Source organism: Methylobacter sp. BlB1 (assembly GCF_015476545.1).
Lineage (GTDB): Bacteria > Pseudomonadota > Gammaproteobacteria > Methylococcales > Methylomonadaceae > Methylobacter.
This window is the reverse complement of sequence record NZ_JADMKV010000002.1, coordinates 68,141-94,615: the sequence shown is the minus strand read 5'-3', so window position 1 is coordinate 94,615 and position 26,475 is coordinate 68,141. Positions and strand designations below refer to the sequence as shown.

24 protein-coding genes and 3 tRNA genes are annotated in these 26,475 nt (G+C 46.4%); 24 read left to right on the top strand and 3 right to left on the bottom strand.

Translation table 11 applies throughout. The features are described 5' to 3' along the window. The first annotated feature begins 117 nt into the window (after nucleotides 1-117). The 16 genes from IT781_RS01645 to IT781_RS01570 all read left to right on the top strand — a co-directional run bounded on the left by IT781_RS01645 (nucleotide 118) and on the right by IT781_RS01570 (nucleotide 16,084). Nucleotides 118-573 carry a hypothetical protein gene (locus IT781_RS01645; protein ID WP_194968388.1) on the top strand — a complete coding sequence of 152 codons (456 nt, stop codon included), beginning with the start codon at nucleotides 118-120 and terminating at the stop codon, nucleotides 571-573. Beyond that, a complete protein-coding gene (locus tag IT781_RS01640) occupies nucleotides 542-1,741 on the top strand; it encodes a hypothetical protein (protein ID WP_194968387.1) in 1,200 nt (399 codons plus the stop codon). The genes IT781_RS01645 and IT781_RS01640 overlap by 32 nt, the downstream gene beginning before the upstream one ends. Before the next feature lie 203 nt (nucleotides 1,742-1,944). Beyond that, nucleotides 1,945-3,303 carry a cache domain-containing protein gene (locus tag IT781_RS01635; RefSeq protein ID WP_370526875.1) on the top strand — a complete coding sequence of 453 codons (1,359 nt, stop codon included), beginning with the start codon at nucleotides 1,945-1,947 and terminating at the stop codon, nucleotides 3,301-3,303. A 270-nt stretch (nucleotides 3,304-3,573) separates the two neighbouring features. After that, nucleotides 3,574-4,509 (top strand): Gfo/Idh/MocA family protein, encoded by a 936-nt coding sequence (locus tag IT781_RS01630; protein ID WP_194968386.1) that lies wholly within the window; start codon nucleotides 3,574-3,576, stop codon nucleotides 4,507-4,509. A 57-nt stretch (nucleotides 4,510-4,566) separates the two neighbouring features. After that, entirely contained in the window at nucleotides 4,567-5,664 is a 1,098-nt protein-coding gene (locus tag IT781_RS01625; protein WP_194968385.1) for a DegT/DnrJ/EryC1/StrS aminotransferase family protein, read from the top strand. Nucleotides 5,665-5,778: 114 nt separating this feature from the next. After that, on the top strand, nucleotides 5,779-6,939 hold the full coding sequence (lpxB, locus tag IT781_RS01620; RefSeq protein WP_194968384.1) for a lipid-A-disaccharide synthase: 1,161 nt from the start codon (nucleotides 5,779-5,781) through the stop codon (nucleotides 6,937-6,939). Nucleotides 6,940-7,050: 111 nt separating this feature from the next. Continuing rightward, on the top strand, nucleotides 7,051-8,088 hold the full coding sequence (gene recA, locus IT781_RS01615) for a recombinase RecA (protein ID WP_194968383.1): 1,038 nt from the start codon (nucleotides 7,051-7,053) through the stop codon (nucleotides 8,086-8,088). Nucleotides 8,089-8,112: 24 nt separating this feature from the next. Next, nucleotides 8,113-8,580 carry a regulatory protein RecX gene (locus tag IT781_RS01610; protein ID WP_194968382.1) on the top strand — a complete coding sequence of 156 codons (468 nt, stop codon included), beginning with the start codon at nucleotides 8,113-8,115 and terminating at the stop codon, nucleotides 8,578-8,580. A 37-nt stretch (nucleotides 8,581-8,617) separates the two neighbouring features. Beyond that, nucleotides 8,618-11,221 carry an alanine--tRNA ligase gene (gene alaS / locus IT781_RS01605; RefSeq protein ID WP_370526874.1) on the top strand — a complete coding sequence of 868 codons (2,604 nt, stop codon included), beginning with the start codon at nucleotides 8,618-8,620 and terminating at the stop codon, nucleotides 11,219-11,221. Nucleotides 11,222-11,238: 17 nt separating this feature from the next. Continuing rightward, entirely contained in the window at nucleotides 11,239-12,465 is a 1,227-nt protein-coding gene (locus IT781_RS01600; RefSeq protein ID WP_194968380.1) for an aspartate kinase, read from the top strand. Between the two features lie 110 nt (nucleotides 12,466-12,575). Then, nucleotides 12,576-12,776 carry a carbon storage regulator CsrA gene (csrA, locus tag IT781_RS01595; protein ID WP_027157308.1) on the top strand — a complete coding sequence of 67 codons (201 nt, stop codon included), beginning with the start codon at nucleotides 12,576-12,578 and terminating at the stop codon, nucleotides 12,774-12,776. An 8-nt stretch (nucleotides 12,777-12,784) separates the two neighbouring features. After that, a tRNA-Ser gene (locus IT781_RS01590) sits at nucleotides 12,785-12,875 on the top strand. A gap of 92 nt (nucleotides 12,876-12,967) precedes the next feature. Further along, nucleotides 12,968-13,044 (top strand) — tRNA-Arg (locus tag IT781_RS01585). A gap of 22 nt (nucleotides 13,045-13,066) precedes the next feature. Then, a tRNA-Asn gene (locus tag IT781_RS01580) sits at nucleotides 13,067-13,142 on the top strand. 288 nt (nucleotides 13,143-13,430) lie between these two features. Further along, a complete protein-coding gene (locus IT781_RS01575; protein WP_194968379.1) occupies nucleotides 13,431-14,222 on the top strand; it encodes a CDP-diacylglycerol diphosphatase in 792 nt (263 codons plus the stop codon). 302 nt (nucleotides 14,223-14,524) lie between these two features. Further along, the gene (locus tag IT781_RS01570) at nucleotides 14,525-16,084 is read left to right on the top strand and encodes an NCS2 family permease (RefSeq protein ID WP_194968378.1); all 1,560 of its coding nucleotides are present in this window, start codon (nucleotides 14,525-14,527) and stop codon (nucleotides 16,082-16,084) included. Nucleotides 16,085-16,300: 216 nt separating this feature from the next. Here IT781_RS01570 and IT781_RS01565 read toward each other — a convergent pair whose 3' ends face one another. The 3 genes from IT781_RS01565 to IT781_RS01555 form a co-directional block, all read right to left on the bottom strand. After that, nucleotides 16,301-17,644, bottom strand: a complete 1,344-nt coding sequence (locus IT781_RS01565) for a cytochrome P450 (protein ID WP_194968377.1) — start codon at nucleotides 17,642-17,644, stop codon at nucleotides 16,301-16,303. 178 nt (nucleotides 17,645-17,822) lie between these two features. Further along, nucleotides 17,823-18,365, bottom strand: a complete 543-nt coding sequence (locus tag IT781_RS01560) for a hypothetical protein (protein ID WP_194968376.1) — start codon at nucleotides 18,363-18,365, stop codon at nucleotides 17,823-17,825. Between the two features lie 654 nt (nucleotides 18,366-19,019). Further along, complete coding sequence (locus IT781_RS01555) at nucleotides 19,020-19,193, bottom strand: hypothetical protein (protein ID WP_194968375.1); 174 nt, start codon at nucleotides 19,191-19,193, stop codon at nucleotides 19,020-19,022. A 1,096-nt stretch (nucleotides 19,194-20,289) separates the two neighbouring features. Here IT781_RS01555 and IT781_RS01550 point away from each other — a divergent pair. The 8 genes from IT781_RS01550 to IT781_RS01515 all read left to right on the top strand — a co-directional run bounded on the left by IT781_RS01550 (nucleotide 20,290) and on the right by IT781_RS01515 (nucleotide 26,439). After that, the gene (locus IT781_RS01550; protein ID WP_228778847.1) at nucleotides 20,290-20,694 is read left to right on the top strand and encodes a phosphate-starvation-inducible protein PsiE; all 405 of its coding nucleotides are present in this window, start codon (nucleotides 20,290-20,292) and stop codon (nucleotides 20,692-20,694) included. Between the two features lie 61 nt (nucleotides 20,695-20,755). Next, nucleotides 20,756-21,004: a hypothetical protein gene (locus IT781_RS01545; RefSeq protein ID WP_194968373.1), complete on the top strand. Its 249-nt coding sequence runs from the start codon at nucleotides 20,756-20,758 to the stop codon at nucleotides 21,002-21,004. Next, on the top strand, nucleotides 20,994-22,559 hold the full coding sequence (locus IT781_RS01540; RefSeq protein WP_194968372.1) for a cytochrome ubiquinol oxidase subunit I: 1,566 nt from the start codon (nucleotides 20,994-20,996) through the stop codon (nucleotides 22,557-22,559). Before IT781_RS01545 ends, IT781_RS01540 begins: the two co-directional genes overlap by 11 nt. A gap of 34 nt (nucleotides 22,560-22,593) precedes the next feature. Then, nucleotides 22,594-23,733: a cytochrome d ubiquinol oxidase subunit II gene (cydB, locus tag IT781_RS01535; RefSeq protein ID WP_194968371.1), complete on the top strand. Its 1,140-nt coding sequence runs from the start codon at nucleotides 22,594-22,596 to the stop codon at nucleotides 23,731-23,733. A 20-nt stretch (nucleotides 23,734-23,753) separates the two neighbouring features. Then, complete coding sequence (gene cydX, locus IT781_RS01530) at nucleotides 23,754-23,897, top strand: cytochrome bd-I oxidase subunit CydX (RefSeq protein WP_194968370.1); 144 nt, start codon at nucleotides 23,754-23,756, stop codon at nucleotides 23,895-23,897. A gap of 174 nt (nucleotides 23,898-24,071) precedes the next feature. Beyond that, nucleotides 24,072-24,359, top strand: coding sequence for a coiled coil domain-containing protein (locus tag IT781_RS01525; protein ID WP_194968369.1), 288 nt, complete (start codon nucleotides 24,072-24,074; stop codon nucleotides 24,357-24,359). Between the two features lie 57 nt (nucleotides 24,360-24,416). Next, nucleotides 24,417-24,650 (top strand): ChaB family protein, encoded by a 234-nt coding sequence (locus tag IT781_RS01520; RefSeq protein WP_194968368.1) that lies wholly within the window; start codon nucleotides 24,417-24,419, stop codon nucleotides 24,648-24,650. 313 nt (nucleotides 24,651-24,963) lie between these two features. After that, nucleotides 24,964-26,439 (top strand): oligosaccharide flippase family protein, encoded by a 1,476-nt coding sequence (locus IT781_RS01515; protein WP_194968367.1) that lies wholly within the window; start codon nucleotides 24,964-24,966, stop codon nucleotides 26,437-26,439. Nucleotides 26,440-26,475: the final 36 nt, after the last annotated feature.

The window sequence follows — 26,475 nt, the reverse complement described above, 5'->3', positions numbered from 1 at the left end:
ACCTTGGCGTACGGACTTTTTGTTTTTAGTGTTAGAAGTAAGAATAGGTAGCTGCAAACACTAGAATCAGAGTTGGTAAACGCGTCTATAGAGGCTCATGCGGTTAGATAGAAATTAATGGAACTTTTTACGTTGCATCCGTATGTCTATGAAAAACTCATCAGTTTCATAAAAGTCGGCATTATCGTCTCGGCAATGGGTAGTTCCTCGGTCAATGCGGCTGAAATAGTTGTCAATCAAACAGTACCCTCAAAGCAATATACGCTGGCAGATGCGCGCGCCATCTTTATGATGCGGCAACGATTCTGGCCTAATGGCGAGCAAATAAAGGTCTTTACTCTATCTGACGCTGACCTCCTGCATAAGGATTTCGTTAAAAATAATCTTGATATGTTTCCTCATCAACTCAGGAGGATATGGGACAGAATGCTTTTTTCAGGGACAGGCGCGACACCCGTTCAGTTGGATTCAGAACAGGAAATGATTGATAAAATAGCGAATACCCCTTATGCAATCGGGTATTTAAATAGCAGGCCGGACAATGAAAAAATACGCTTGTTTGAATACCAATAACGGCATCTTGTTGTTGGGCGTATTCTGCGTGTCCGGCATCGTACAAGCCGGTATTATGCCGGATGAAATTGAGTTTCATGGTTTTTTAACGCAGGGCTTTTTTCATTCATCCGACAATAATATTTTTGGGCAAAGTGACGATGGCATCAGTCCCGGATTGACCGAAATAGGTTTGAATGGCTCCTATCAACCGCTTGATCGATTAAGGTTTACGGCTCAAGGTCTATATCGACGCAATGGCGATTTGGACCGGGGCAGCGTAAACCTTGATTATGGCCTGGTTGACATAGCGTTGTTGAATTATGAGAGCGGCAGGGTCGGCATGCGCGCCGGCCGGATTAAGACACCGTTCGGTTTATATAATGAAACTCGGGATGTCTCTTTTACGCATCCGACTATATTATTGCCTCAGGGAATCTATTTCGAACGTTCACGCTCGCTATTGGTATCTTCGGATGGCGGCTCACTTTACGCTGAACAGCGCACGCTCTATGGAGATTTTTCCGTCAAGCTTAATGTCGGGATTCCGTTAGGGAATAACAGCGAGATACGGTCATCTATACTCGGTCCTGATGCTAAAGGCGAGTTTCAGTCGAAGCCGGCTGTTGCTGCGCAGCTTAATTATGAGATTAATGGTGGAGAATATATTTTTGCTGTGAGTTACGGAAGTATTGACCTTGAATATCAGCCTGCAGCGGGCGAGACGTTATTAAACGGTGAGGCGTATATTCAGTCATTAGTGTTTTCTGCTCAATATAATGGTGAAAAATTCTCGTTAACAGGCGAATTTGACCACCGTTGGAACAATATCAGTGACTTTGGAAATTCTCTTCCAGATTCTAAATCGATTACGGAAAGTTGGTATATTCAGGGGGGATATCAGATTTTGCCGCAGTTGCAAGCGAATGTTCGTTATGATGTTATTTATAACGATATAGATGATAAGCATGGGCAACGCTTTGCTAATAGCAGATTGCCCAATCATATTGCCTATGCTAATGATTGGATGTTTGGTCTGCGCTGGGACCCGGCAGCATCGTGGATGTTAAGAGCAGAATATCATCGCGTTCATGGTACGGCCTGGTTGCCTCTGGCGGATAATCCCGTCACCAGTTCGCTTATTCAGGATTGGGATTTGTATGGATTGCAATTATCGTTCAGGTTTTAGTTAAGCAGATGCATATCAAGGGAATCTTTTTTAGTTTGAGATGGAAGTTAGCTATTCTGTTTGGTAGTGTCTTTTTGATATTGCATAGCGTTTTTTCCTATTTTTCCTATCTGGAAGCTATAGATAATTTTGAGATAGGCCGAAAAAAAATTCAAAATAATCATATCAATATCGCTATAGCGCTAACTGAAGACTCATTTTTAGTGCTAGAGCAATTTGGTGAACTGTTGTCGTTGATCGATCTTCTCTCGTCTCACGACAAGTCGCGAAACCAAACATTATCGGTGCTGGATGAAACTTTGTCGAAATGGCAGTTCAGTTGGGACATGGAAAATGTCACTTTTTTCGACAGACAAGCACAGCCTGTAAAGTCCTGGGGCAGTCAACTGGTTGCCGTAAATTCGGCCGTCAAGCAAGTTCTGAGCAATGAAGCGCCGGCGCATCAGATTTTTTGCCCCCACACGTGTTTTCAGCAGACTATTACGCCGGTTATGGCAGACTCCGAAATAACCGGTGCTTTTAGCGTCATTCGGTCATTTGCCGACGTTATCATTAAATACAAGCGGGCAACGCACTCAGATATCGGTCTTTTAATCATGGATGAAGCGACAGGTGAGCATCAATGGCCTTATAAACTATCTGGCATGACATTGCCTGAAAAAAATATACCGGTATATGACTATATCTCCAGACATTTCAAGATTGATGAGCTGTTGGAGCACAGCAAGACGATAAAACTGGATAATGCTGTTTTTGAGGTTAGAGTTTTCCCCGTTCATCAAGAGGCGGCAGGGCCGCCCTTTTTTCTGTTTGTCGATGACATTACTGCTGATTTCAAAGGCTTTAAGGATGATCTGAAGCAAGTCTGGTTTCAGGGGGCTGTCAGTTTTTTGGTTTCCCTTATATCGCTGGTAGTGGTTCTGCATTTGTTGTTGCGCCGCGTTACGAAACTTTCACAGGCTTTGCCTTTATTATCGCAGAATCAATACGAGGCATTTAAGCAACAGATAGCGATAAAAAATTTTTCTAATCTGGGCTACGATGAGTTGGATAAATTAAATGATACGGCCTTAACCTTGTCGGACCAATTGGAGTCTCTGGAGTTGGCGGTGCGCCGTAATACGCTCAAATTGCTGGAAAAAAGCCAGGCTCTCGGAAAAGAGAGGGATTTTATCCGGCAATTAGTTGAAGCGGCGCCCATTATTATTATTACCCAAAAATTGAACGGCATAATTTTAACCATCAATCAGGCCGGCGTTGATGAGTTTGAGTCCGATAGCCGATCTATAATCGGCAAAGTGTTTGATGCTTTCCTGCCGGAATCGGACAAGGAGCACCTAAACAAGTTGAACCAATTAAGAGCGGGCGATTTGGGTTCCGGCCGGTTTCAGGTTGACGGCTTCTTATTGACTGAATCCAGTAAGTTGCTGAATGTCTCTTGGTTGCACACGCTACTGAAATCCAATGACGAGAATAACGAGATGGTTATTTTGACTTTGGGTGTCGATATTAGCGCCCGCAAGATTACGGAAGAAAAAGAGTCTCAGCATACCCACTCGTAACCATTTTTACACAGGCTGCGGCTCAGGGTTGTAAATATCGATTTGCTTTGGATTATTATTTAACAGCTCAAGTTCGTAGATGAGGCAATAAAACTGAAAAGTGTTTGACTTTATTGCGAATAGGGCGGCTGTACAAAATTTTCTGAATATAGACTGATGGTTTACAATACCCGGTTTTATCCCGTAACAGAGCAGATGACATCGCGAAATTTCTGTTGTTATCAAGCCTTCTTGTTGGGGTGCAAGTTGAACTAAATATAAAGTAATTACATGAAAAAAATAAAATGCGCTGTTATTGGTACAGGCTATTTGGGGAAGTTCCACGCACAGAAATACGCATCATTGCCTGATTGCGAGCTGGTTGCTGTTGTTGACATTAATGAAGCGGCGGCTAGAGATGTTGCCGGGCAATATGGCGCCAAAGCGCTGACAGACTACAAACCGCTGCTTGGTGAAGTCGATGCCGTAAGTATTGTCGTGCCAACGACGCTGCATCATGAGGTTTCAAAGGATTTTCTTGAAAATGGCGCGCATGTGCTGGTGGAGAAGCCGATCACCGTAACGGTTGAGGAAGCCGACGAATTGATAGCAATTGCCAAGGCAAAAAACTTGATTTTGCAGGTAGGGCACCTGGAGCGTTTTAATCCGGCCGTATTGGGACTCGATAACGAACAAAAGCCGCTGTTTATCGAATCTCATCGCTTATCGCCTTTTAATCCGCGTGCCAATGATGTCAGCGTAGTGCTGGATTTAATGATTCATGACATCGACATTATTCTGGCCCTGGTGGATTCCGAAGTAGAGCGCATCGATGCCAGCGGCACGCCGGTACTGACTCAGGGCACTGACATCGCCAACGCCAGGCTGTTATTTAAGAACGGCTGTGTGGCCAATGTGACCGCCAGCCGCATCAGCATGAAGATGGAGCGCAAAATGCGCATGTTCCGTCCCGATTCATATGTCTCGGTCGATTTCCAAAACCGTATTCTGACCAAGCACCGTACCGGCACCAAGGAAATGTTCCCCGGTATTCTCGAAATAGAAACCGAAGAATCTGTGTTTGAAAGCGGCGACGCCTTGCTGGAAGAAATCAAGCATTTCATCAATTGCATTCATACCGGCGAGAATCCTCTGGTGTCCGGTGAAGCCGGCAAAAGAGCACTCGAGACGGCGATACAGATTACGCGCTTATTGGGCGATAAATAACCGCACTTTTTATATTACGCTATAAGATTTTCTGAATAAATAAAAGGCAATAACAATATGATACCAATGGTAAACCTGAAGGCTCAATACGCTGAAATTAAAGACGAAATTGAGCAAGGGCTGGCTGAGACAATAGCAAACTGCTCGTTTATTCTAGGCCCTAATGTACAGGCATTTGAAAAAGAAGCGGCTGAATATCTGGGGGTCAAACATGCCATCGGCGTGGCTTCAGGAACCGATGCCCTGCATCTGGCATTGATTGCGGAAGGCATCGGCGCTGGTGATGAAGTCATCACTACCGCCTTCACTTTTATTGCTACGGCCGAAGCGATCAAATACGTCGGCGCCAAGCCGGTCTTTGTCGATATCGATCCAAAGACTTTCAATATCTCGCCGGAAGCCATAGAAAAAGCCATTACGCCTAAAACTAAAGCGGTGATGCCCGTGCATTTGTTTGGCCAGCCGGCTGACATGGCTAAAATTCAAAAGCTATGCGATGAACACAATCTGAAGCTGATCGAAGATTGCTGTCAATCATTCGGCGCCAGCATCAATGGCAAACAGACCGGCGCTATCGGGCATGCGGCTGGCTTCAGCTTCTTTCCGAGCAAAAACCTGGGCGCCTTCGGAGATGGCGGTCTGGTGACGACAAACTCCGATGAAACCGCTGCCAAGATTAAGCAGCTGCGCAACCACGGCTCCGACGTACGTTATTATCATGATGTCATTGGCTATAACAGCCGCCTCGATGACATGCAGGCGGTAATTCTGAGAGCCAAGCTGAAACGGATCGATCAGTACAATAAAGGCCGCCGTCATGCCGCGCATCTTTACTCGGAATTAATGGCTGACTTGCCATTGGCGACGCCGTTTGAAGATGGTCTGGGCGAGCACGTGTATCATCAGTATACCTTGCTGTGCGATCGCCGGGATGATGTGATAAAAGCCTTGCAGGACAAGCAAATAGGCTGCGCCGTGTATTATCCGGTGCCATTGCATAAGCAAAACGTTTTCAAAGAGGAGTGCGCGGAATTGAGCCTGCCTGTGACTGAGTCTGTTGCGGCCAATTGTTTCTCGCTGCCGATCTGTCCTTATCTGGCTGATGCGACTATCAAAGAAATTGTCAGTGTTATCCGCGAGGTTTTAACCGCTTAAACTTATCGCAGGATTGATCAAGCGATAAAAACTGACGCAATACCAATAAAGGCCGGCTCTTAGTCGGCCTTTTGTTTGGTAGTCGCTGATATTATTTACTTAATAGGTTATTTCTTGTCACAAAACAAACCCTTAACTGTCCTGTTTAGCGCTGGCGAATCCTCGGGTGATCAGCATGCTGCCAATATGTTTCTGGAATTGCGCAAATATCGGCCTGATATCCAAGGCATTGGCATGGGCGGCGCAAAAATGGCTCAGGCGGGTATCGATGTTCGCTATGATTCATCGAATATCGCCGTAATCGGTCTTGTCGAGGTTATAAAGCATTATGGCGAAATCCGCCGCGCATTAAAGCTCATGCAGAAGCTAATCTCCGATGAGCAACCTGATTTGCTGGTTTGCGTCGATTATAAGGAGTTTAACTTCAAACTGGCGCGATATGCCAAGCAATGCGGTATCAAAGTATTGTTCTATGTCAGTCCACAGATATGGGCATGGCGCCCCGGGCGAGTCAAGAAATACGGCGAAGTGATCGATATGATGGCCGTTATCTTTCCTTTTGAGACGGCTTATTATGAAGCCGAAAGTGTGCCGGTGCGTTATGTTGGGCATCCGTCTGTCGACAAAGTCCGCGCCCAGCATTCGAAGGAAGAAGATTTAGTGCGTTTTGGGCTGGATCAAAAAAAGACGATTATCGGCCTATTGCCGGGAAGTCGCGCCAATGAGATCAAGCGCATGCTGCCGGTCATGCTGAAAGCCGCCGAAGAAATTCAAAATGATATGCATGAAGTCCAGTTTCTGCTGCCTCAGGCCGACTCGATCAGCGATGCCTTACTTGAAGCGTATTTGAGTCAGTCGCCGGTTAAAATTATTACGGTAAAAAATCAGCCTTATGATGTGATTCAATGCTGCGATGTAGTCATGACGACTTCGGGCACGGCAACGCTGGAAATTGCTTTATTAACCGTGCCTATGGTTATCACCTATAAGCTTTCATCGCTGACCTACATACTTGGCAGATGGCTGGTAAAGACGCAGTTTATTGGATTGCCCAACATTATTGCCGGCAGAGGGATCGTAAAGGAGTTTATTCAACATGAAGCGACTTCGGAAAATCTGGCTGCGGAAGTTAACCGGATTTTGACCGACAAGGTCTATGCCGATGCGATGCGCGACAATTTAACCCAGGTTAAAGCGCAGTTGGGCGAAGGCGGAGGCTCAAAGAACATGGCGGAACTCGCTTGGACTATGCTGTCTAAAAATGAAGCAATTTAATATCATAAAGATAAATCTTGATTTGAAAATCAAAACTATCCGAATGCATATCTCTATGTGATAATAAACAGTTCGATTGGGTAATACTTCTTTACATACAGGACATAAACAATGGACGAGAACAAGAAGAAAGCGCTGGGTGCAGCGCTGATGCAGATAGAAAAACAGTTCGGCAAAGGCTCTGTCATGCGCATGGGCGATGTGGCCGCCGCGCGTGATATCGAAGTGGTTTCTACCGGTTCTCTGAGTTTAGACATTGCGCTGGGCTGTGGAGGCTTGCCTCGCGGCCGTATCGTGGAAATTTATGGGCCTGAATCTTCCGGTAAGACGACCTTGACACTGCAAGTCATCGCTGAAATGCAAAAGCTCGGCGGTACGGCGGCATTTGTCGATGCTGAGCATGCATTGGACCCCGGTTATGCCGAAAAAATCGGTGTCAATGTCGATGATTTGTTGGTGTCCCAGCCCGACACTGGCGAACAAGCCTTGGAGATCACCGATATGCTGGTGCGTTCAGGCGCTGTTGATGTGGTCGTCGTCGACTCGGTCGCGGCCTTGACGCCTAAAGCCGAAATTGAAGGCGATATGGGCGATTCGCACATGGGCCTACAGGCACGTTTAATGTCCCAGGCATTAAGGAAATTGACGGCCAATATCAAACGCTCCAATACACTGGTTATTTTTATCAACCAGATCAGGATGAAAATCGGGGTCATGTTCGGCAGTCCGGAAACCACAACCGGCGGTAATGCGCTTAAATTCTATGCTTCAGTGCGGATGGATATCCGACGCATCGGTTCGGTTAAGAAAGGTGAGGAAGTGATAGGCAATGAAACCCGCGTAAAAGTGGTTAAAAACAAAGTCGCTCCGCCTTTCAAGCAGGCCGAATTTGAGATTTTGTATAACGAAGGCGTGTCGTTTCTGGGCGAGTTGGTTGACTTAGGAGTCAATTACGGTTTTATTCAAAAATCAGGTTCCTGGTATAGTTACGGTAATGAAAAAATTGGCCAAGGCAGGGATAATGCCAAAGCCTTCCTGAAAGAGCATCCCGACATGGCCAAAGAGATCGAAGACAAAATACGGGCCGAAGCGTTCGGCCGAAGAGTCGAGTTCAGTGAGGAACCTAGCTTTACTGATGAAGGCGAATAGTCCATTTAGTCCTCATAGCCTGTTGTGAATGACGTTCATAAGGATATTAAAGAAACTTGCCTGCGATTGCTGGCCCGTAGAGATCACAGCCGGAAAGAATTGCTCAATAAACTGACAGGCAGAGGCTTTGATAGGGAAGATGTATCGGCTGTCATTGATGAATTGGTACAGCAAGGCTGGCAGGATGACCAACGTTATGCGCAGAACTACGCTCGCTACCGCATGCAGAAAGGCTACGGACCTGTTCGCATTGAATATGAACTGCGGCAAAATGGTGTTGACGAGATTGATTTAGACGCAGTTTTGCAGGAGTCTGACAGTAGCTGGATGGACTTGCTGGAACAGGTTTACAACAAAAAATATAATCATAAAAAAAATCTGGACAGAAACGAGTGGGCTAAACGCAGTCGATTTTTGTTGCACCGCGGCTTTACTGGTGAAATGATCAGCGCTTTGCTTGACCATTTGAATATTAACAAGAATAAATTTTAGTTTTAAAAATCATTTATTTACCATTACCATGAAAAAAATGACTAGCTCAGAACTGCGCACTGCTTTTCTGGAATTCTTTCGTGAACGAGGACATTCTGTACAGCCTTCAAGCTCCCTGGTGCCCGGCAATGACCCGACATTGTTATTCACCAATGCCGGCATGGTGCAGTTTAAAGATGTATTCCTAGGCAGAGAGCACCGTGATTATAACCGGGCGGTGACTAGTCAGCGCTGCGTCAGGGCGGGTGGCAAGCATAACGATTTGGAAAATGTCGGTTATACGGCACGCCATCATACCTTTTTTGAAATGCTGGGCAATTTCAGTTTCGGCGATTATTTCAAGAAAGAAGCGATTTATTATGCTTGGGAATTTTTAACGAAAGAGTTGGATATTCCGCCGCAGAAATTATGGGTAACTGTTTTTGAGGAAGACTCCGAAGCGGAAAAAATATGGCTTCAGGATGTTGGGATTGATCCAAACCGGTTCTCAAGAATCGGCGCCAAGGATAATTTCTGGTCTATGGGCGACGTAGGGCCTTGCGGGCCTTGTACTGAAATATTCTATGATCACGGCGAAGGAATTGCCGGGGGCCCTCCAGGTTCGCCGGATGAAGACGGCGACAGATATATCGAAATCTGGAACCTGGTATTCATGCAATATGATCGCGACAGTGAAGGCAATTTGCATCCACTGCCCAAACCTTCTGTTGATACCGGCATGGGGCTTGAGCGGATTTCTGCGGTAATGCAGGGCGTACACAGCAATTATGAGATTGATCTGTTTCAGAAATTGCTGCGGGCTGCGGCCGAGATTGCCGGAACCCATGATTTAACGCAAAGTTCATTGCGCGTGATCGCCGATCATATCCGTTCCTGTGCCTTTTTAGTGGCTGATGGCGTCATGCCTTCAAATGAGGGGCGCGGTTATGTCTTGCGGCGCATCATTCGCCGGGCTATTCGCCACGGTTATCGTCTAGGTATCCGTGAGGTGTTTTTCTACAAATTGGTCGCGCCACTGGTCGAAGCAATGGGCGAAGCTTACCCTGAGCTTAAAAATGGGCAGGCACAGGTTGAACGCGTTCTGAAAAAGGAAGAAGAGCGTTTTGCTGAAACTTTGGAACAAGGCATGAAAATCCTTGAAGCCTGCGTGGCCAAAATGGAAGGCTCTGTGATTCCTGGCGAGACTGTATTTCAGCTTTATGATACTTATGGTTTTCCAGTGGATTTGACGGCTGACTTTGCCCGTGAAAACAATCTCACTGTCGATCACGCCGGATTTGAAATGGCTATGTCTGAGCAACGGGAACGAGCGCGGCTGGCCAGCAGTTTCGGGGCCGATTACGATCAGGATATCAAGCTGGACGTGCAGACCGAATTTACCGGTTACGGACAACTCGATGATCAGGTGCATATCCTCGGCCTTTATTTAAAAGGTCAGCCGGTCGATAGCCTCAAAGAAGGCGATGAAGGCATTGTGGTTCTGGATAAGACGCCTTTCTACGCTGAATCCGGCGGTCAGGTAGGTGATTGCGGCAAAATTGAAGCCGGTGGTGCGGTATTTGAAGTTACCGATACACAAAAACAGGGCAGTAATCTGTTCTTGCATAAAGGTAGGGTGACTGCCGGAGCACTAAACAAGGGCCAATTGTGCGATGCGCGTGTCAGTGCAGCAGATAGAAAAGCAACCGAATTGAATCACTCTGCTACGCATTTGTTGCATGCGGCATTAAGAAAGGTCTTGGGCGAGCATGTGGCTCAAAAAGGCTCACTGGTTAACCCGGAGCGCTTGCGTTTTGACTTTTCCCATTTTGAGCCGGTAACGGCTGACGAAATCAGCACTGTTGAGCGCCTGGTCAATGAGCAGATCCGCATGAATAATCCTGTTTCCGCGCAGATTATGGCAAAAGATGAAGCTATGAATGCCGGAGCCATGGCCTTGTTCGGCGAAAAATATGGCGACGAAGTCAGGGTCTTAAAAATCGGCGACTTCTCAACCGAGCTGTGCGGCGGTACGCATGTTGAGCGGTCAGGCGATATAGGTTGCTTTAAGATAATCAGTGAAACGGGTATTGCTGCTGGCGTCAGACGTATTGAGGCGGTTACTGGCAGTGTCTGTATTGACTGGATCGAATGCCGCGATAAAGCATTGAGCAGTATTGCGGGGCTTTTGAAAAGTTCGGCGGATAAGGCATCTGAAAAGGTCGAGCAGCTGATAGAAAAGAATAAGTCGCTGGAAAAACAGCTGGAGCGGCTGAAATCGAAACTGGCAAGTTCAGCAGGTGGTGAGCTCAGCTCTCAGGCCATCGATGTCAATGGGATCAAAGTACTGGCCACTAAACTTGATGACGTTGATCCTAAGTCCATGCGCGACATGGTGGATCAGCTGAAAAACAAATTAGGTAGCTCTGCAATCGTGCTGGCAGTCGTCGAGGGCGATAAGGTCATGCTGTGCGCAGGTGTTTCCAAAGATCAGATGGGCCGTGTAAAAGCCGGTGATCTGGTTAATTTTGTAGCGACTAAAGTCGGCGGCAAAGGCGGTGGCCGGCCTGATATGGCTCAGGCTGGCGGCAACGATCCGTCAAAGTTGGCTGAGGCACTGGCTCAAGTTCCTGCTTGGGTGCAAGAGCAAATGAATGCTTGAAGATAAGGTTATAGTGAATGGCATTATATGTATATAAATTTGGCGGTACATCGGTAGGCTCTGTAGAGCGTATTAAAGCAGTCGCCAAAAAAGTTAAAAAAGTGCATGATCTGGGGGATCAGATTGTTGTTGTCGTTTCAGCAATGAGCGGAGAAACCAATCGTCTGGTTGCGTTGGCAAAAGAAATGCAACCACAGCCCAACGAAAGAGAAATGGATGTTCTGCTTTCCACAGGAGAGCAGGTTACCGTTTCGCTTTTAAGTATGGCTTTGCATGAGCTTGGATGCCCAGCATGCTCCTATACAGGTGGGCAAGTAAAAATTCTGACCGATAGCAGTCATACGAAAGCGCGCATTCGCAATATCGATGACACCCGCATGCGAGCTGATCTTAGTGCAGGTAAAGTAGTGGTTGTCGCCGGTTTTCAGGGGGTTGATGAAAACAACAATATTACAACGCTAGGGCGCGGAGGTTCTGATACGACCGCTGTCGCTTTGGCTGCCGCTTTGAAAGCCGATGAGTGCCACATCTATACCGATGTGGATGGTGTTTATACCACTGATCCTCGGGTAGAACCGAAAGCCCGCAGACTTGATAAGATTACCTTTGAAGAAATGCTGGAAATGGCCAGCTTGGGTTCAAAAGTATTGCAAATAAGATCGGTAGAGTTTGCCGGCAAGTATAATGTTGCTTTAAGAGTATTATCATCATTTACAGAAGGTAAGGGTACGCTCATTACCTATGAGGAATCACAAATGGAAAGTGCTTTAGTTTCCGGAATCGCATTTAATCGTGACGAGGCGAAATTAACCATTACTGGCGTGCCTGACTTACCAGGTGTTGCATTTAAAATTCTTGGGCCGATAGCTGATGCAAATATCGAAGTCGATATGATCATCCAGAATATTGCTGATGACGCGACGACTGATTTTACCTTTACCGTGCATCGCAACGATTATCCCAGAGCAAAAGCTTTGTTGGAAAATGGATGTGCAGAGCTTGGGGCCAGAAAAGTGACTGGAGATGACAGCATAGTAAAAGTTTCAATTGTAGGCGTAGGCATGCGTTCTCATGCTGGAATTGCCAGCACTATGTTTAAAACGCTTGCAAAAGAAGGCATAAACATTAAAATGATATCGACATCGGAAATTAAAATTTCCGTCGTTGTTGATGAGAAATATTTGGAATTGGCGGTCAGAGCATTACATGCGGCTTTTAAGCTAGACCAAGAAATAGAGTCTTAGATTTTATTTTAACTTAGGACTTTATTTATCTGAAAAAGCTGCTATAATTGTCGTTCTTGGTTGGATGCTGTGTAAGAACAGTGGTTTTTAAATAGACATAGGGAGAAGCCATGCTTATCTTGACTCGTCGGGTAGGAGAGACTTTGATGATCGGTGATGAAGTTACAGTCACTGTTCTTGGAGTCAAAGGAAATCAGGTTCGCATCGGTGTTAATGCACCAAAAGAAGTCTCTGTTCATAGGGAAGAAATTTACGAACGGATTAAAAAAGAACAGGCCGAGTCTACAGGCTTAACCGGTTCAGAAGAGTAAAAGTTTTAGGAGAGATGGCCGAGAGGCCGAAGGCGCTCCCCTGCTAAGGGAGTATGTGCCAAAAGCGCATCGAGGGTTCGAATCCCTCTCTCTCCGCCACATAATTAAAGGTTGATTTTTGTTTTTTAAGAGAATGAAAAATAAAGGTTGACAAGGATGAGGTAAAGAAGGATAATAGTCGGATCAATAAGGCGCCCGTAGCTCAGCTGGATAGAGTACTCGGCTACGAACCGAGCGGTCGGGAGTTCGAATCTCTCCGGGCGCGCCATTGAAGAAGACAAAAAGTTTATTCCCCTGTAGCTCAGTCGGTAGAGCGGATGACTGTTAATCATTAGGTCGGCGGTTCGAGCCCGTCCGGGGGAGCCAAGTAAAACAAGGCCTTAGGTAATTTACCAAGGCCTTTTTTATTGCCTGAAAGTTTCTGCGTGTCCTTGGTAGGGCATATTCAAAATAAAAATCACAATAAAACTCACCAAAAATCCAGAGTATTGCAGGTCTGTAATTCAGGTTTCAACAGTAGCGAGGTATGATGAAACTTCTTGGAATGCATACCATCATAAACCCAGAGTGCTAAGTTCAATTATTTCAACTCCATCAATTGGATTTACTTAAGTAAAATCCAACATCGGTTTTATTGAGTAAGAAGGAAATCAAATGAATAAATCATATTTAGCTTGGCGGCTGATAACTTTCGCCTTACTCACTCAGTTCAGCGCTGCTGTTTTGGGCGATGATGCACCAAACCTGGACAAAGATTGTACCGATTCAGAGAACAGTGCTAATGGCGCGTGTAGTCTTTGGCACAGTGCTGAGGACTGCAAAGATGTTCAACCGGGTGATTCCTGTCCGCATCATCCACCATACATTAAACATATCGGAACAATGCCGGCCCATTATCATACTGTGTTTAATGCAGTGTATGACAGTTGCGATACCTCAAAAGGACCCGGCCATTGGCTGGTTGTGCCAAACTATCCTGTTATCGGTGTAGAGGATCATGCTCACCGGGACCCAATGTCTTGGAACTTGGCATGGGATCTGGCTAAGGATGAAAATATTCCCACTGAGAATATTGCACTCGCGATTAATCCACTCCCGAAGCGGAGCAAACATCAATTGCATATTCATATCGGCAAGCTCATGGACGATATGAAAAGCGCAATCAATAATAATCAGATCGTTCCTCATGATGGACATTGGCATCAAGTTAAGCTCGGAAATATAACCTATTCTGCAATTTTCGATGACGGTCCGTTTACCGACCCATTCACGATGGTTAGTAAAAAAGTTGGCGAAGAAAATATGGTGTGTAACGGTATAATTATTGCCGGATCGAAAAGTGGGTTTTATGTTTTACATACTGGCGGCACTTACAACGGTGGAAGTAATCCATGCACCTATAGCGTGTTTGTTGAGGGACAGCTTAACTACTCATGTCCTCCTTGATAAACCAGGGTTATAGTTAAGCCCAGGTTGAAATAACGGAGTTCTGGCCCGCTATAAAGACAGTAAATGCAATGAGCTTTGCTGCCCTTTTGATGGGCTAAAAATCGGAAGAGGTACTCAATTCAAGCGGATAACTCGCCGCCTTCCATGCCCTAAACCGATCCTTGCTTCTTAGTTTGAGAAGGATTAAAAAATTATTATCGCTGATTTGCTGTATCAATTCAGGGAAGTTGTTTCTGGCGGTATCCTAAGCAGACTAATAGACACTTTTTCTGTTTCATTTTTGGACTTGGATTTTTGTAGTGAAATGGTTTGTACGCACCGATCTTGACGGTTTTTTTGGCTTGGCTTTGGATAACCTTGTGCAATTGTTGGTTATCGTGGGGTTATGTGATCAGGTCCTGGGTTTTTCAGAAGATTTGATTTACCGCCATATTCTGCCTGGCGTCGCCGTTTCTTTATTGATTGGTAATATCTATTATGCTCATCAAGCCAAACAATTGGCTGCGGCGACTGGGCGCCATGATGTTTGTGCCTTGCCTTACGGCATCAACGCCGTGTCTTTATTTGCTTATATTTTTTTAGTCATGTTGCCGGCAAAAATGCTGGCAGAGGCTGATGGGGCTGAAAATCCCGAACGTATTGCTTGGCAAGCAGGCTTGTTGGCTTGTTTGGGTTCCGGTTTGATTGAGTTAGGCGGCGCCTTTATTGTGGAAAAGTTAAGAAAAGCGACGCCACGTGCAGCTTTGCTATCGACTTTATCCGGAATCGCCTTAACATTTATTTCTCTGGGCTTTTTATTTCGCACCTATGCGCATCCTGTCGTCGGTTTGGTGACACTAGGTGTGATTTTATTAGTCTATTTTGGCCGGCTGCGTTTTCGCGGCAATATTCCGGGAGGTTTGGTAGCTATAGTATTAGGTGCTTTGCTAGCTTGGTTAATAGGATTGGCTCCCGTTGGCGATAGACCGGATAATGATTTGAATCTGTATTTGCCTATACCGGTGCTTGGCGATTTATGCGAAGTGCTGACTTCGGGGCACAGTTTAACTTATTTGTCGGTCATCATTCCGATGGGACTCTTTAATCTCATTGGCTCCCTTCAAAATATTGAATCTGCCGAGGCTGCGGGTGACAGTTACCCTACGCAATCTTCTTTGGCAATCAATGGCATTGGAACATTAGCGGCTAGTTTGTTCGGCTCCTGTTTTCCGACGACGATTTATATAGGTCATCCCGGCTGGAAAGCAATGGGCTCTCGTGCCGGCTATTCGATTTTAAACGGAGTGTTTGTCACGCTGATTTGTTTAACCGGCAGTTTGTCTTATATCGCTTGGGCAATTCCGATCGACGCCGGTATGGCGATTATGTTGTGGATCGGCATTGTCATTGCAGCGCAAGCTTTTCAGGAAACTCCGAAAAACCATGCGCCGGCGGTTGTAATGGGGTTGCTGCCCGGTATTGCGGCTTGGGGCGCCTTCATGGCGAAAAGTGGTATCCGGGCGGCAGACTATGGCGATGGACCCATGCCGGCATTTTCGGATGCAATGCTGGCGCGTTTTCAACAGGCGGATGTTTGGATTCAAGGCGCTTTTGCGTTGGAGCAGGGCTTTATTATGACAGCGATGATCCTAGCCGCGTTGACGGTCGCGATTATCGAACGTCATTTTATCAAGGCTGCGCTCTGGAGCGGCTCGGCCAGTCTATTGTCGGCTTGTGGCCTGATGCATTCTTACCAGTGGACAGCTAGCGATACAGCCTTATCATTAACTCCCGCGTGGGAGTGGGCTATGGCTTATGCAATCATGGGATTAATATTTTTAAGTGCAAAATGGCTATGTGTTGAGGCTGATGGATACTGATCTTTAGTTATCAAACTGATGTTACGCACGAATCGATCTATGTTTTGTTTTAGTTTTACTGCGATGCCGTGCTCATTCGCACTGCAGAGGCCGGTACGTGGGCGTTTGTCCCCCGCCGAATGAATTCGACCCTACAACGGCGTTTAAATCAAGGTTAAAGTTTTACAGGCATAAAAATGCAATAGCCAGAATATTGAAATGGGACTGAAGATTGTTTTAGCGCCGTTTTAGTCTTACCGGAATGCCCCCTTTAGGCCGTACAGTCACAGCCATTTCAATCTCGACTTCATCAGCATTGAGCAATTCCACATCATAATGCTGAACAATCATACTCAGCAGCAACTGACTTTCGAGTAAGGCAAAATGGTTGCCGATGCACACGCGTTCGCCGGTACCGAAAGGCATATAGGCGAATTTCCGTTTTTCAGCCGTTAAAAAACGTTCAGGATCAAATTGTTCAGGCTGTTGCCAATAGTCGGGATGATGGTGAACATTGTAGATGCTGAATATTGCCAGACTGTCAGCTTTAAGGGCATACCCGTCAATTTCAGTATCTTGGCTTATTTTGCGTATCAGAATGCCTGCCGGTGGGCGGATGCGCATGGCTTCGCTCAATACCGCCCGGGTATAAGCCAATTGCTGTAGAGATTCGGCATCGGGAGTATTGCCTTGCAACTGATCATGGAGCTCAGCTTTGAGCTTTGCTAGAACATCTGGATGTCGAGCCAATAAATATAATGTCCAGGTAAGCACGTTTGCCGTGGTTTCATGGCCGGCAGTGAAAATCGTAATCACTTCATCACGAATTTGCTGGTCACTCATGGGATTGCCTGTATCGTCATCGCGCACCTTCAACAACATGCTCAATAAATCGCGTTGGGCGCTAGATTGGGATCGGCGCTGATTAATCATGCTGTAAATAATGTCATCTAATACGCCGGTAGCTTGTCTGAATGCTCGATTGGCGGGCGTCGGTATAAATAAAGGCGGGGTTAAAGGATTCGATATGGTTTTGGCAGCGTACTTTAATCCGGTATCCAAAGCTGATGCGATCTCGCCTACTTTGTCGAGTACGCTGGTGCTGAACATCGTTTGGGTGATGACTTCCAGTGCCAATTGCATCATCTCGTCAGCAAGATTAACTTGCGCCTCATCACCTAATTGCTGCCAACGATGCAACAGGTTATTTCCGGCCGTGATCATTTGTGGCAGCATGGATGTTAAATTGGCGCGCTGAAAGACCGGCTGCATTAAGCGTCGTTGTCTACGCCATAAATCGCCCTGGCTGGTAAGCAGTCCTTGTCCTAAAATCAAGGACAGACCCGTCGGCTTTTTCGGATTGTACATTTTGACAAAGTTATGGCTTTGTTTGACTAGAGCCTGTTCCACTAACTGTGGATGACTGAATAAATAAAGCTGACGAGTGGCTAGCCTGAAACTGACCAAGTCTCCATAATCGCGCTGCCAACTGCAGAGCGCTTGAAAAGGATTAGCTTTATATTGGTGTAAATTGCCCAGCAAAAAATCGCCTTTGACGCAAGGAATCGTTTTGGTTGCCATTGTCGATAAAATTGGAAAAAAGGCTATTTTTGACGAAAAACAGGAAATGTCAATGAATGGCTGATCTCGTGTAAGAGTTTAAAGTGCCATTATCGATAATTAATGTGATTTATAGAAGCATAAAATTCACTGTTCTACAGTTTAACTTGCATCTGAAGATCGCTTCATGGCATTGACGTTAACTTTCAGCATGACTGTAGAGATTGCTGAATAGCTGAACCACTATGAAAACCATGGTTTGGGTCACTCGGATGGTTGTTTTCCTGCTGGGAATTTCTGCCGCGAAGTCCTCAATGGCTTTATTCAGGAATCTGACCAGAACCGGCTGCGGGCTGCCCTGAGTTGAGCGCTGCATGAATCGGTTCTGTAATCGGGCCCTGATCTTCTCGTCCATGTCTCTCTCCTTGATCAGTGATTGCAGTTCAGCCTCCAAAAGCATAGCTTGCTTTTCCAACCAATCGAAGTCCATTCCTTCTTGGGAAGGCAACGGGCCGAAGGCTTGCTGGAAGACGCACAGCACATCGAAGCATAGGGTCAGGAAAAGATATGACATATCCTGGTTTTGCTCGGCAATGACGGCTGGAAAGACGTTGAAAATTGCTTGCGACAGAGCTGCTTGATCGAACTGAAACCGTTCGATGATCTCGCTGACTTCCTCTTCGTCCAGGTGCTTGGCGTATTTGAGTGCTCGATAAAGTTCGGGACCGTCCAGTTCGCGCATGATGCTATGGTTTAAAGAGTGATAACAAAAATTTCCTTAAAGGTGTTGTTATAGTACACATTTGAAGCCAATGAAATAACGATGAATGCGTATATAGCTCAGCTGCGGCAGGTAGTTATCCTTGTAAAGGCAAGTTGAAAAAGGCCAAGAGCAATTTTTCGGCGCTTTGATGGATGAGGATGGGCGGATATTGCTAGATGAATGCACTGATTAAGCAGCAGTTTGGTAAAAACTTTATCTTCATCGCAGTATAATGGGTGTTATTTCTTCAGAGTCAAAAGAAAAAATTGCGGAATCCGACGAGTTACAAGAACCCTACATGTGCTGCTGCAATGCCACTGAAATTTGTACTTCGCAGAAGTGGGGAAAGGACTATTCTTAACAAGTTTCTTGCCTCTCGCCAATAGAGACTATCAAGGTTACAAGTTAAGTTGTTTTCTCAATTTATCAGGATGTTTATCTCTATTAAGTTGCTGTATTACAACGAAAGGGTGAAGCAGAGTCTCCTGCAAAGGAAAAGTGGAAATACGGAGCTTTGAGGAATTTTGAAAGAAGGAAGATCTAAAAATAAAAAACTTCCAAGGCCATTAAGCCTTGGAAGTTATTAAGTTGCTACGTGGTTAAGTAATCCAGGCAGTTTGTTAAATTGGATGATTACTCGCATTGCAGATGTCCAGCATTGGCCCGTTTACGGTTCAGGTTGACGTTGCTGGCAATGGCCGCCGTTGCGAACAGCGTAGAGGAGATAATAAATTCTCCAGAAACAAATCCTAATACACCGGTAACAAATACAATCCCAGTTAACACGTCTTTATAAAAGTCATTCATAGGTAAATCCTCATAGAGTTGAAAGTTTTTTGAAATGCAACTCAACTATACGTTAGACTTTTGTCATTAACAATATTACAAAATATATACATATTGTTTCTTATTGTTATACATTTATTTAATAAACTTTTAATTAAAACAGGATAAAGTTATAGAGTTCATCATCAGTTGCTCTGCCATACAGTTATTGCAATTCGTCCCGATTTTGCGGCTTTGTACAATCCCATTTCTATTGATTTAGGGAATCGACCTGTTGGAAATTGCCGATCAAGATTATTGTTCAAGTAGAAATGCCGGCTGTCTCTCCGTTTCTGCCAAACATTAATCCATCCGTAATAAGAGCCCATTAACCTCTTATTTTTCTACCGCTCCTTATATTGTCGGCGGATTCTACCTTCCTCTGAAAAGTTCTGGTCATCGTCAGCATGGCTGAACCAATGCCTCTGAAATAATAAAGATAATCGGGCCGGAACTAATGCTTGTGAGATCCGTTAGCACAGCCTTTAGTTTATTCCCCATCCATGTATAACGCCATTCTTGAATTAAGAATTGATGCTACGCCGTTGCAGAGGCAAGTTCACTTATGCTCTTTGGGTGTTCGACCGGAGACAAACGCCCACGTACCGGCTTCTGCAGTGCGAATGAACACGGCATTGCAGTAAAACTAAAACAAAACATAAATCGATTCGTGTGTAACATCAGTTAAGAAAAATATAATATATCAAGAGTGTCTCATCGTCTCATTTGAAGCTGGGGCTCGGCAGGAGTTTCATTTCCAATCTCTTTACGTAACAGGCATTTAGATAAAAATAACAACGAAAAAAGCGGATACACAAAATAAAGTTAGTAAATTATAAAACTCTAATATACTATAGCAAGCAAAGAAGCAATTCATGCTTTGCAAATAGCGTTTAAGCTTTTGGCCTTGTTTACCGTTATCTGCCGCGCTTATTTGATAGGCATTGTAGTTTCTTAAATTCAGCTGCTGCAGTAGCGGTCAGGCCTGGAACCAGCAGATTGACAGCCTGCCAGCTGACATTTTTAGTTTCTCAGGGATAGAAAGAGCGAGCATGAGGGTTGTTGTATGCAAAAAGAAATGATTAACGCATTTAGGGAGACAAGTAAAACATTTGTCGATGAGTTAGGCAGCTTGTTGATAGATGTGTTTCACTATTTGGCCTTGTTTATTATCGGCGCCAGCGTAGTCTGGTCGGCGGTAGTGGCGTATGCCGGCATGATCAGTCAGGGACATGCCACCATAGGCGATATATTACTGCTGTTTATTTATCTTGAACTGGGGGCCATGGTCGGCATTTATTTCAAAACCAATATGATGCCGGTACGGTGCCTGATCTTTATCGCCATTACTGCACTATCAAGATTGCTGATTTCCGATATACAGGCGCATCACCAAGCCGATATGGGGATTTTGCTGGTGTCCGGATCAATTCTGTTACTGGCTTTATCTACACTTGTTATCGGTAAACCATTTAATAATTGATGAAAATATGAAACACCCTGTTTTTAACACTATTTAACAATTAGTCCAGAGAGGAGGGGCCATGATTGGTTCAGCCAAGACAAATCGGATTCTGCCGCGTCCCGGATTGCTACGATGGGAAATCGGTATTGCATTATTGATCAAAATTATTCTGTTGGTGGGCCTTTGGTTCCTGATTTTCCGCTGGGAAGGCAGATCGTCAACAGAAAAGCCAGATATCGCTCAACGCTTTTCGCTACCTGCCAAGCAATCTTCAATAACCCCAAGTCTTTTATCTCAGTCTTATAAGGAGTTCCGCCATGTTCGGTGATGATGTTGTAATGCTGTCCAGAATGCAATTCGGTCTGACGGCGCTTTATCACTTTCTGTTCGTGCCCCTAACCTTGGGCATGACGTTTATTCTCGGCATTATGGAATCGGTATATGTCATGACCGGCCGAGAGGTTTACAAGGATATGACCAAGTTCTGGGGTAAGCTGTTCGGCATCAACTTCGCTATGGGCGTTACCACCGGCTTGACGCTGGAATTCCAGTTCGGCACCAACTGGGCCTATTACTCGCATTACGTCGGCGATATTTTCGGGCCGTTGCTGGCGAGTGAAGGCTGGATGGCGTTTTTCCTGGAATCCACCTTTGTGGGGTTGTTCTTTTTCGGTTGGGACAAACTCTCCAAAGTACAGCACTTAGTTGTGACTTGGCTGCTGGCGATAGGTACTAGCGTATCGGCGCTGTGGATTTTGATCGCCAACGGCTGGATGCAGTATCCGGTGGGAGCTGAATTCAATTATGAAACGCTGCGCATGGAAATGACCAGCTTTGCCGACGTGTTTTTCAATCCGGTTGCTCAGGTTAAGTTCGTCCATACGGTTGCAGCGGGTTATGTGACCGGTTCAATGTTCGTGTTGGGTGTCAGTTCCTGGTATTTGCTGAATAAACGCGATGTCGGCTTTGCCCGGCGTTCTTTTTCGATCGCTTCAGCATTCGGCTTGGCATCAATCCTGTCGGTGATTGTGCTTGGAGACGAAAGCGGCTATACCTCCGGCGAAACCCAGAAGATCAAGCTGGCGGCGATCGAAGCGGAATGGGAAACCAGCCCGGCGCCGGCCAGTTTTACGGTGTTTGGCTTGCCTGATCAGGAGCATGAAAGAACCGACATGGCGGTAAAAGTGCCTTATCTGCTTGGATTGATAGCGACTCGTTCCATTGATGAAGATGTGAAAGGCTTGAAAGATCTTCGCAATGAAAGCGCTGATCGCATCAGGAGCGGTATGATGGCTTATGCCGAGCTGCAAAAACTGCGCGCCGGCGATAACAGCGAACAGACTCGACAACGTTTTGATGCCCATAAAAATGACTTGGGCTACGGGTTGCTGCTGAAAAAATATACCGACAAAGTCGTGGATGCCGATGCCGAGATGATTCAAAAAGCGGCCAACGATACGATTCCGAAGGTAGGGCTGTTGTTTTGGACGTTCCGTATTATGGTCGTTTGCGGTTTTACCATGCTGTTTATTTTTGCCGTAGCTTTTTACCATTGCGCTGTCCGCAATGCGGACCAGAAACGCTGGTTGATGCGTATGGCGGTATGGAGTATTCCTTTGCCCTGGATCGCAGCCGAGACCGGCTGGTTTGTCGCCGAGTATGGCCGTCAGCCTTGGACCATTTCCGGTATTCTGCCGACCCATATGAGCGTTTCCAGTCTCAGCAGTGAGCAGCTCTGGTTTAGTATCGGCGGTTTCGCATTATTCTACACGACACTGCTGGTTATTGAGCTATACCTGATGTTCAAGTATGTTCGCCTTGGACCCAGCAGTCTTCACACGGGCCGTTATCACCATGAGTTACAGGTTGCCCAAGGCCACTGAGAAATTCCTTTAATTATTCAATAAGGATCATATTATGTTCGATTATGAAACCATTCGCCTGATCTGGTGGCTGTTTATCGGCGTCGTTGCCATCGCCTTTGCGCTGACTGAAGGGTTCGATTTCGGTATCTGCACTTTACTGCCGCTGTTGGGTAAGAGCGATGTGGAACGTCGCGTCATCATTAATACGGTAGGCGCCACTTGGGAAGGTAATCAGGTCTGGTTGATATTGCTGGGTGGCGCTATTTTTGCGATCTGGCCTGCCGTGTATGCGACACTGTTTTCGGGGTTGTATGCCGCCATGTTGCTGGTGCTGTTTTCCTTGTTTTTTAGGCCGGCAGGCTTTGACTACCGCAGTAAAATCGGCAATCCGGCTTGGCGCAATGCCTGGGATTGGGGATTATTTATCGGTGGAACCTTGCCGCCGATCCTGTTGGGCGTTTTGGTCGGCAATTTGCTGCTCGGACTGCCGTTTCACCTTGATCAGGATTTGCGCTCTTTCTATGACGGTTCGTTCTGGGCCTTGCTGAGCCCCTTTGCGTTATTATGCGGCGTAATCGGCCTGCTGGTTACCAGTTTTCATGGCGCTCTGTTCCTGAAGTGGCGCACGGAAGGCGTAATCCATGATCGTGCCAGAACAGCCGTATCAGTGCTAGGCCCGCTGTTGCTGATCAGTCTGACGGTAGCAACGTTATGGCTGATGTCGTCCGTTGACCGTCCTGAAATCACGCAGATGGCGGGGGCATCCGCAGCATCGAATCCGCTCAATAAAACCGTTGTTGCCGCTGGTTCGGGTTGGTTGCATCATTTCCTTGCTACGCCCTGGATGCTGCTTGCGCCCGTGCTAGGCTTGGCGGGGGTTGCCTTGGCTTGGCTGCTGGGCAAGGGGCAATCCAAGGCCGGGGCTTTCCTGATGAGCAGTATCGGTATCAGCGGGGTATTGTTGACTGTGGGATTGGGGCTGTTTCCATTCCTGCTGATTTCGACCTCCGATCCGCGTTCCAGCCTGACATTATGGGATGCGACGGCCAGCCACACTACGCTACTGCTGGCATTCTGGATTACCGTGGTCTTCCTGCCGATTGTGCTGTTATACACGCGCTGGGTTTACAAAGTGATCTGGGGCAGCATCACTGAAGCTGCCGTGTTAAAAGATTCACATACACTCTATTAAGATTAAGAGGAGAAACACGCATGTGGTATTTCACCTGGATATTGGGCGCCAGCTTCGCCGCTGCTTTTGCCGTCATCAACGCTATGTGGCTGGAATCAAATTGCGATATCGATAACGAGGGCATTGATCAGTCTTGCGATACTGTGCAAAAAGGCGATTCGTAATTGAAAAAGGGTTGGCGTAAAAAACCAACCCTTTTTTATGCCTGAAGCCCGAACAAGCAGGTCGAGGAACTTCTCCGACCGGGAGGCAGTCATTTTGGAATAAATCCACGACAGCCGGTTTGGAGATCGTGCTGTATACGTCAAACCCTGATTAACTCGTATCAGGAGATCCTCATGAAACAGCGGGAAGTTTATCAGCACAAACTGCAAACACAGCTGACCGAGTGGAGCGCCGCGATTGACCAGCTAAAAGTCAGGGCGAATGAAACGGAGGCCGATGTCAAAGCTGAGTATGACAAGCAGATCGGCGAGCTGCAGCAGAAACTGGATATTGTGCAGGGAAAACTGGATGAACTGCAGCAGGCCCGCGATGACGTTTGGGAAAGTCTTAAGGCCGATCTGGAAGCCGCCTCAAATAACCTGGGTGAGTCGGTGAACTTGACGACTGCCAGGTTTCATTAGCCAAGAGATTTAAAAACATCCGGCAGCTGAATATTTTCTTAAATTCGGGAGAAGATCATGCCTTACAAGAGTTTGAGCGACTTGCCTGATAATGTAAAAAATCATTTGCCCACGCATGGACAGGAGATCTATCTGTCGGCCTATAACAATGCCTGGGATGAATACAAGAAGCCTGAGGAGCGCCGCTCCAGTGACGACGACAGAGAGACGGTAGCCCACAAAGTAGCTTGGTCGGCCGTGAAAAAGAAATATGAAAAGCGCGGTGACGATTGGGTCGAAAAAAAGCATTGATCCAATAGGATAAACGCTCTGCCAATAGTCTTGTCTTTCGATCTGTTTACCTCAGGGATGAGCAATTTAGTGTTCTTTATGTCATCGTGTTCAGCTTCTGGTTCGGATAAACATCAAGTCCGCTATCTGGTAAAGTTCATCCAGTTAAGAACTGCTGTAGCACGACAAGTGACAAAAAACCTCATCACGGCAATATCAGTTATATAATGCCAAGCCTACTGACCGGAACCGCATGAGCGATCTAAATTCCGGGGCTGCTTGAGCATACGTACTCATCAGCCCGAGTATTTCCTTAATCGATCAACAAACTTAAATGGGCATTATAAAAAAACTGGCGTCCCAAACTGCAATCTATGGCATCAGCAGTATTTTCGGGCGCTTTCTCAACTATCTTTTGGTGCCGCTTTATACCTATTATTTTTCAGCGGCGGAATATGGCGTGGTGTCGGAGTTTTACGCCTATGCGGGATTTTTTTCCGTGCTGTTGCTGTTCGGGTTTGAAACGGGCTATTTTCGTTTCCGCGACAAGGAGTCGCCCGGGCGCGATACGGCATATTCGACGGCGCTGATCTTTGTCGTTCTGGTCAATCTGGGCTTTTTTCTGCTCATCAGGTGGATTAATGCACCGCTATCGGCAGCACTGCATTATGCTGATCATCCGGAATACGTGCTGTGGTTTGCAATCATTCTGACACTGGATGCAATGACTGCAATTCCTTTCGCAAGGCTGCGGGCCGAAAACAAGGCACTGCGTTTTGCCGGCATCAAGATGGCCGAGATCATGATAACGATCCTGCTGAGCCTGTTTTTCATCGTTTATTGCCCCAAGGCGCTCGGGCAAAGTCCTGGTTCCTGGGTAAGTCGGGTTTATGATCCGGCTATTGGCGTGGGCTACATCTTTATCGCCAATCTGCTGGCCAGCATATTCAAGTTTTTACTGTTAATTCCGCAGTTTAGAGGACTGACCTGGGGCTTCGACCGGCAATTGTTCGGCCGCATGCTGCGCTATTCGCTGCCGATGGTCGTGATCGGCTTCGCCGGCATTATCAACGAAATGCTCGATCGCGCCTTGCTCAAATATCTGCTGCCTTATGATGATGTCACTAATCTGAAAATGCTCGGCATTTACAGCGCCTGCTATAAGCTTTCGATTTTGATGTCATTGTTCATTCAGGCTTTCCGTTATGCCGCCGAGCCGTTTTTTTTCGCCTATGCCGGCAACAGCGATGCGCGCAAGGTCTATGCCGATGTGCTCAAGTTTTTCGTGATTTTCTGCGTGTTTATCTTTTTGATGGTGACATTGTTCATCGATTTCTTTAAATATTTTATCGGCGAGGAGTTTCGCGCAGGGCTTGAAGTTGTACCGATATTGTTGCTGGCCAATCTGTGCCTGGGTATTTATGTCAATCTGTCGATCTGGTACAAGCTGACCGATCGCACCGTAATGGGTGCTTTTGTGTCATTGGCCGGTGCAGCTTTGACAATCGTGCTCAATATCTGGTTGATCCCTACGATGGGGTATATAGGTTCGGCCTGGGCGACACTGGCCTGTTATGGCGCGATGGTCATCGTCTCTTATGTGCTGGGCAGGAAGTATTACCCGGTGGCTTATGACCTCAAGCGCGTGGTTGGCTATACCAGCCTCGGCATCGCGTTGTATCTGGCGCATGAGCAATTGCCGCTCGATGCCGGCCGGCCGGCATGGCTATCTGCCGGCGGACTGATGCTGGTCTATCTTTTAAGTGTCGCGCTCTTTGAAAGGCGCAAGATAGTGGTAAAGCCGGCTTAAAGAGAGGTGCTGTTATCTTTTCCCGCCGGCGTGAGT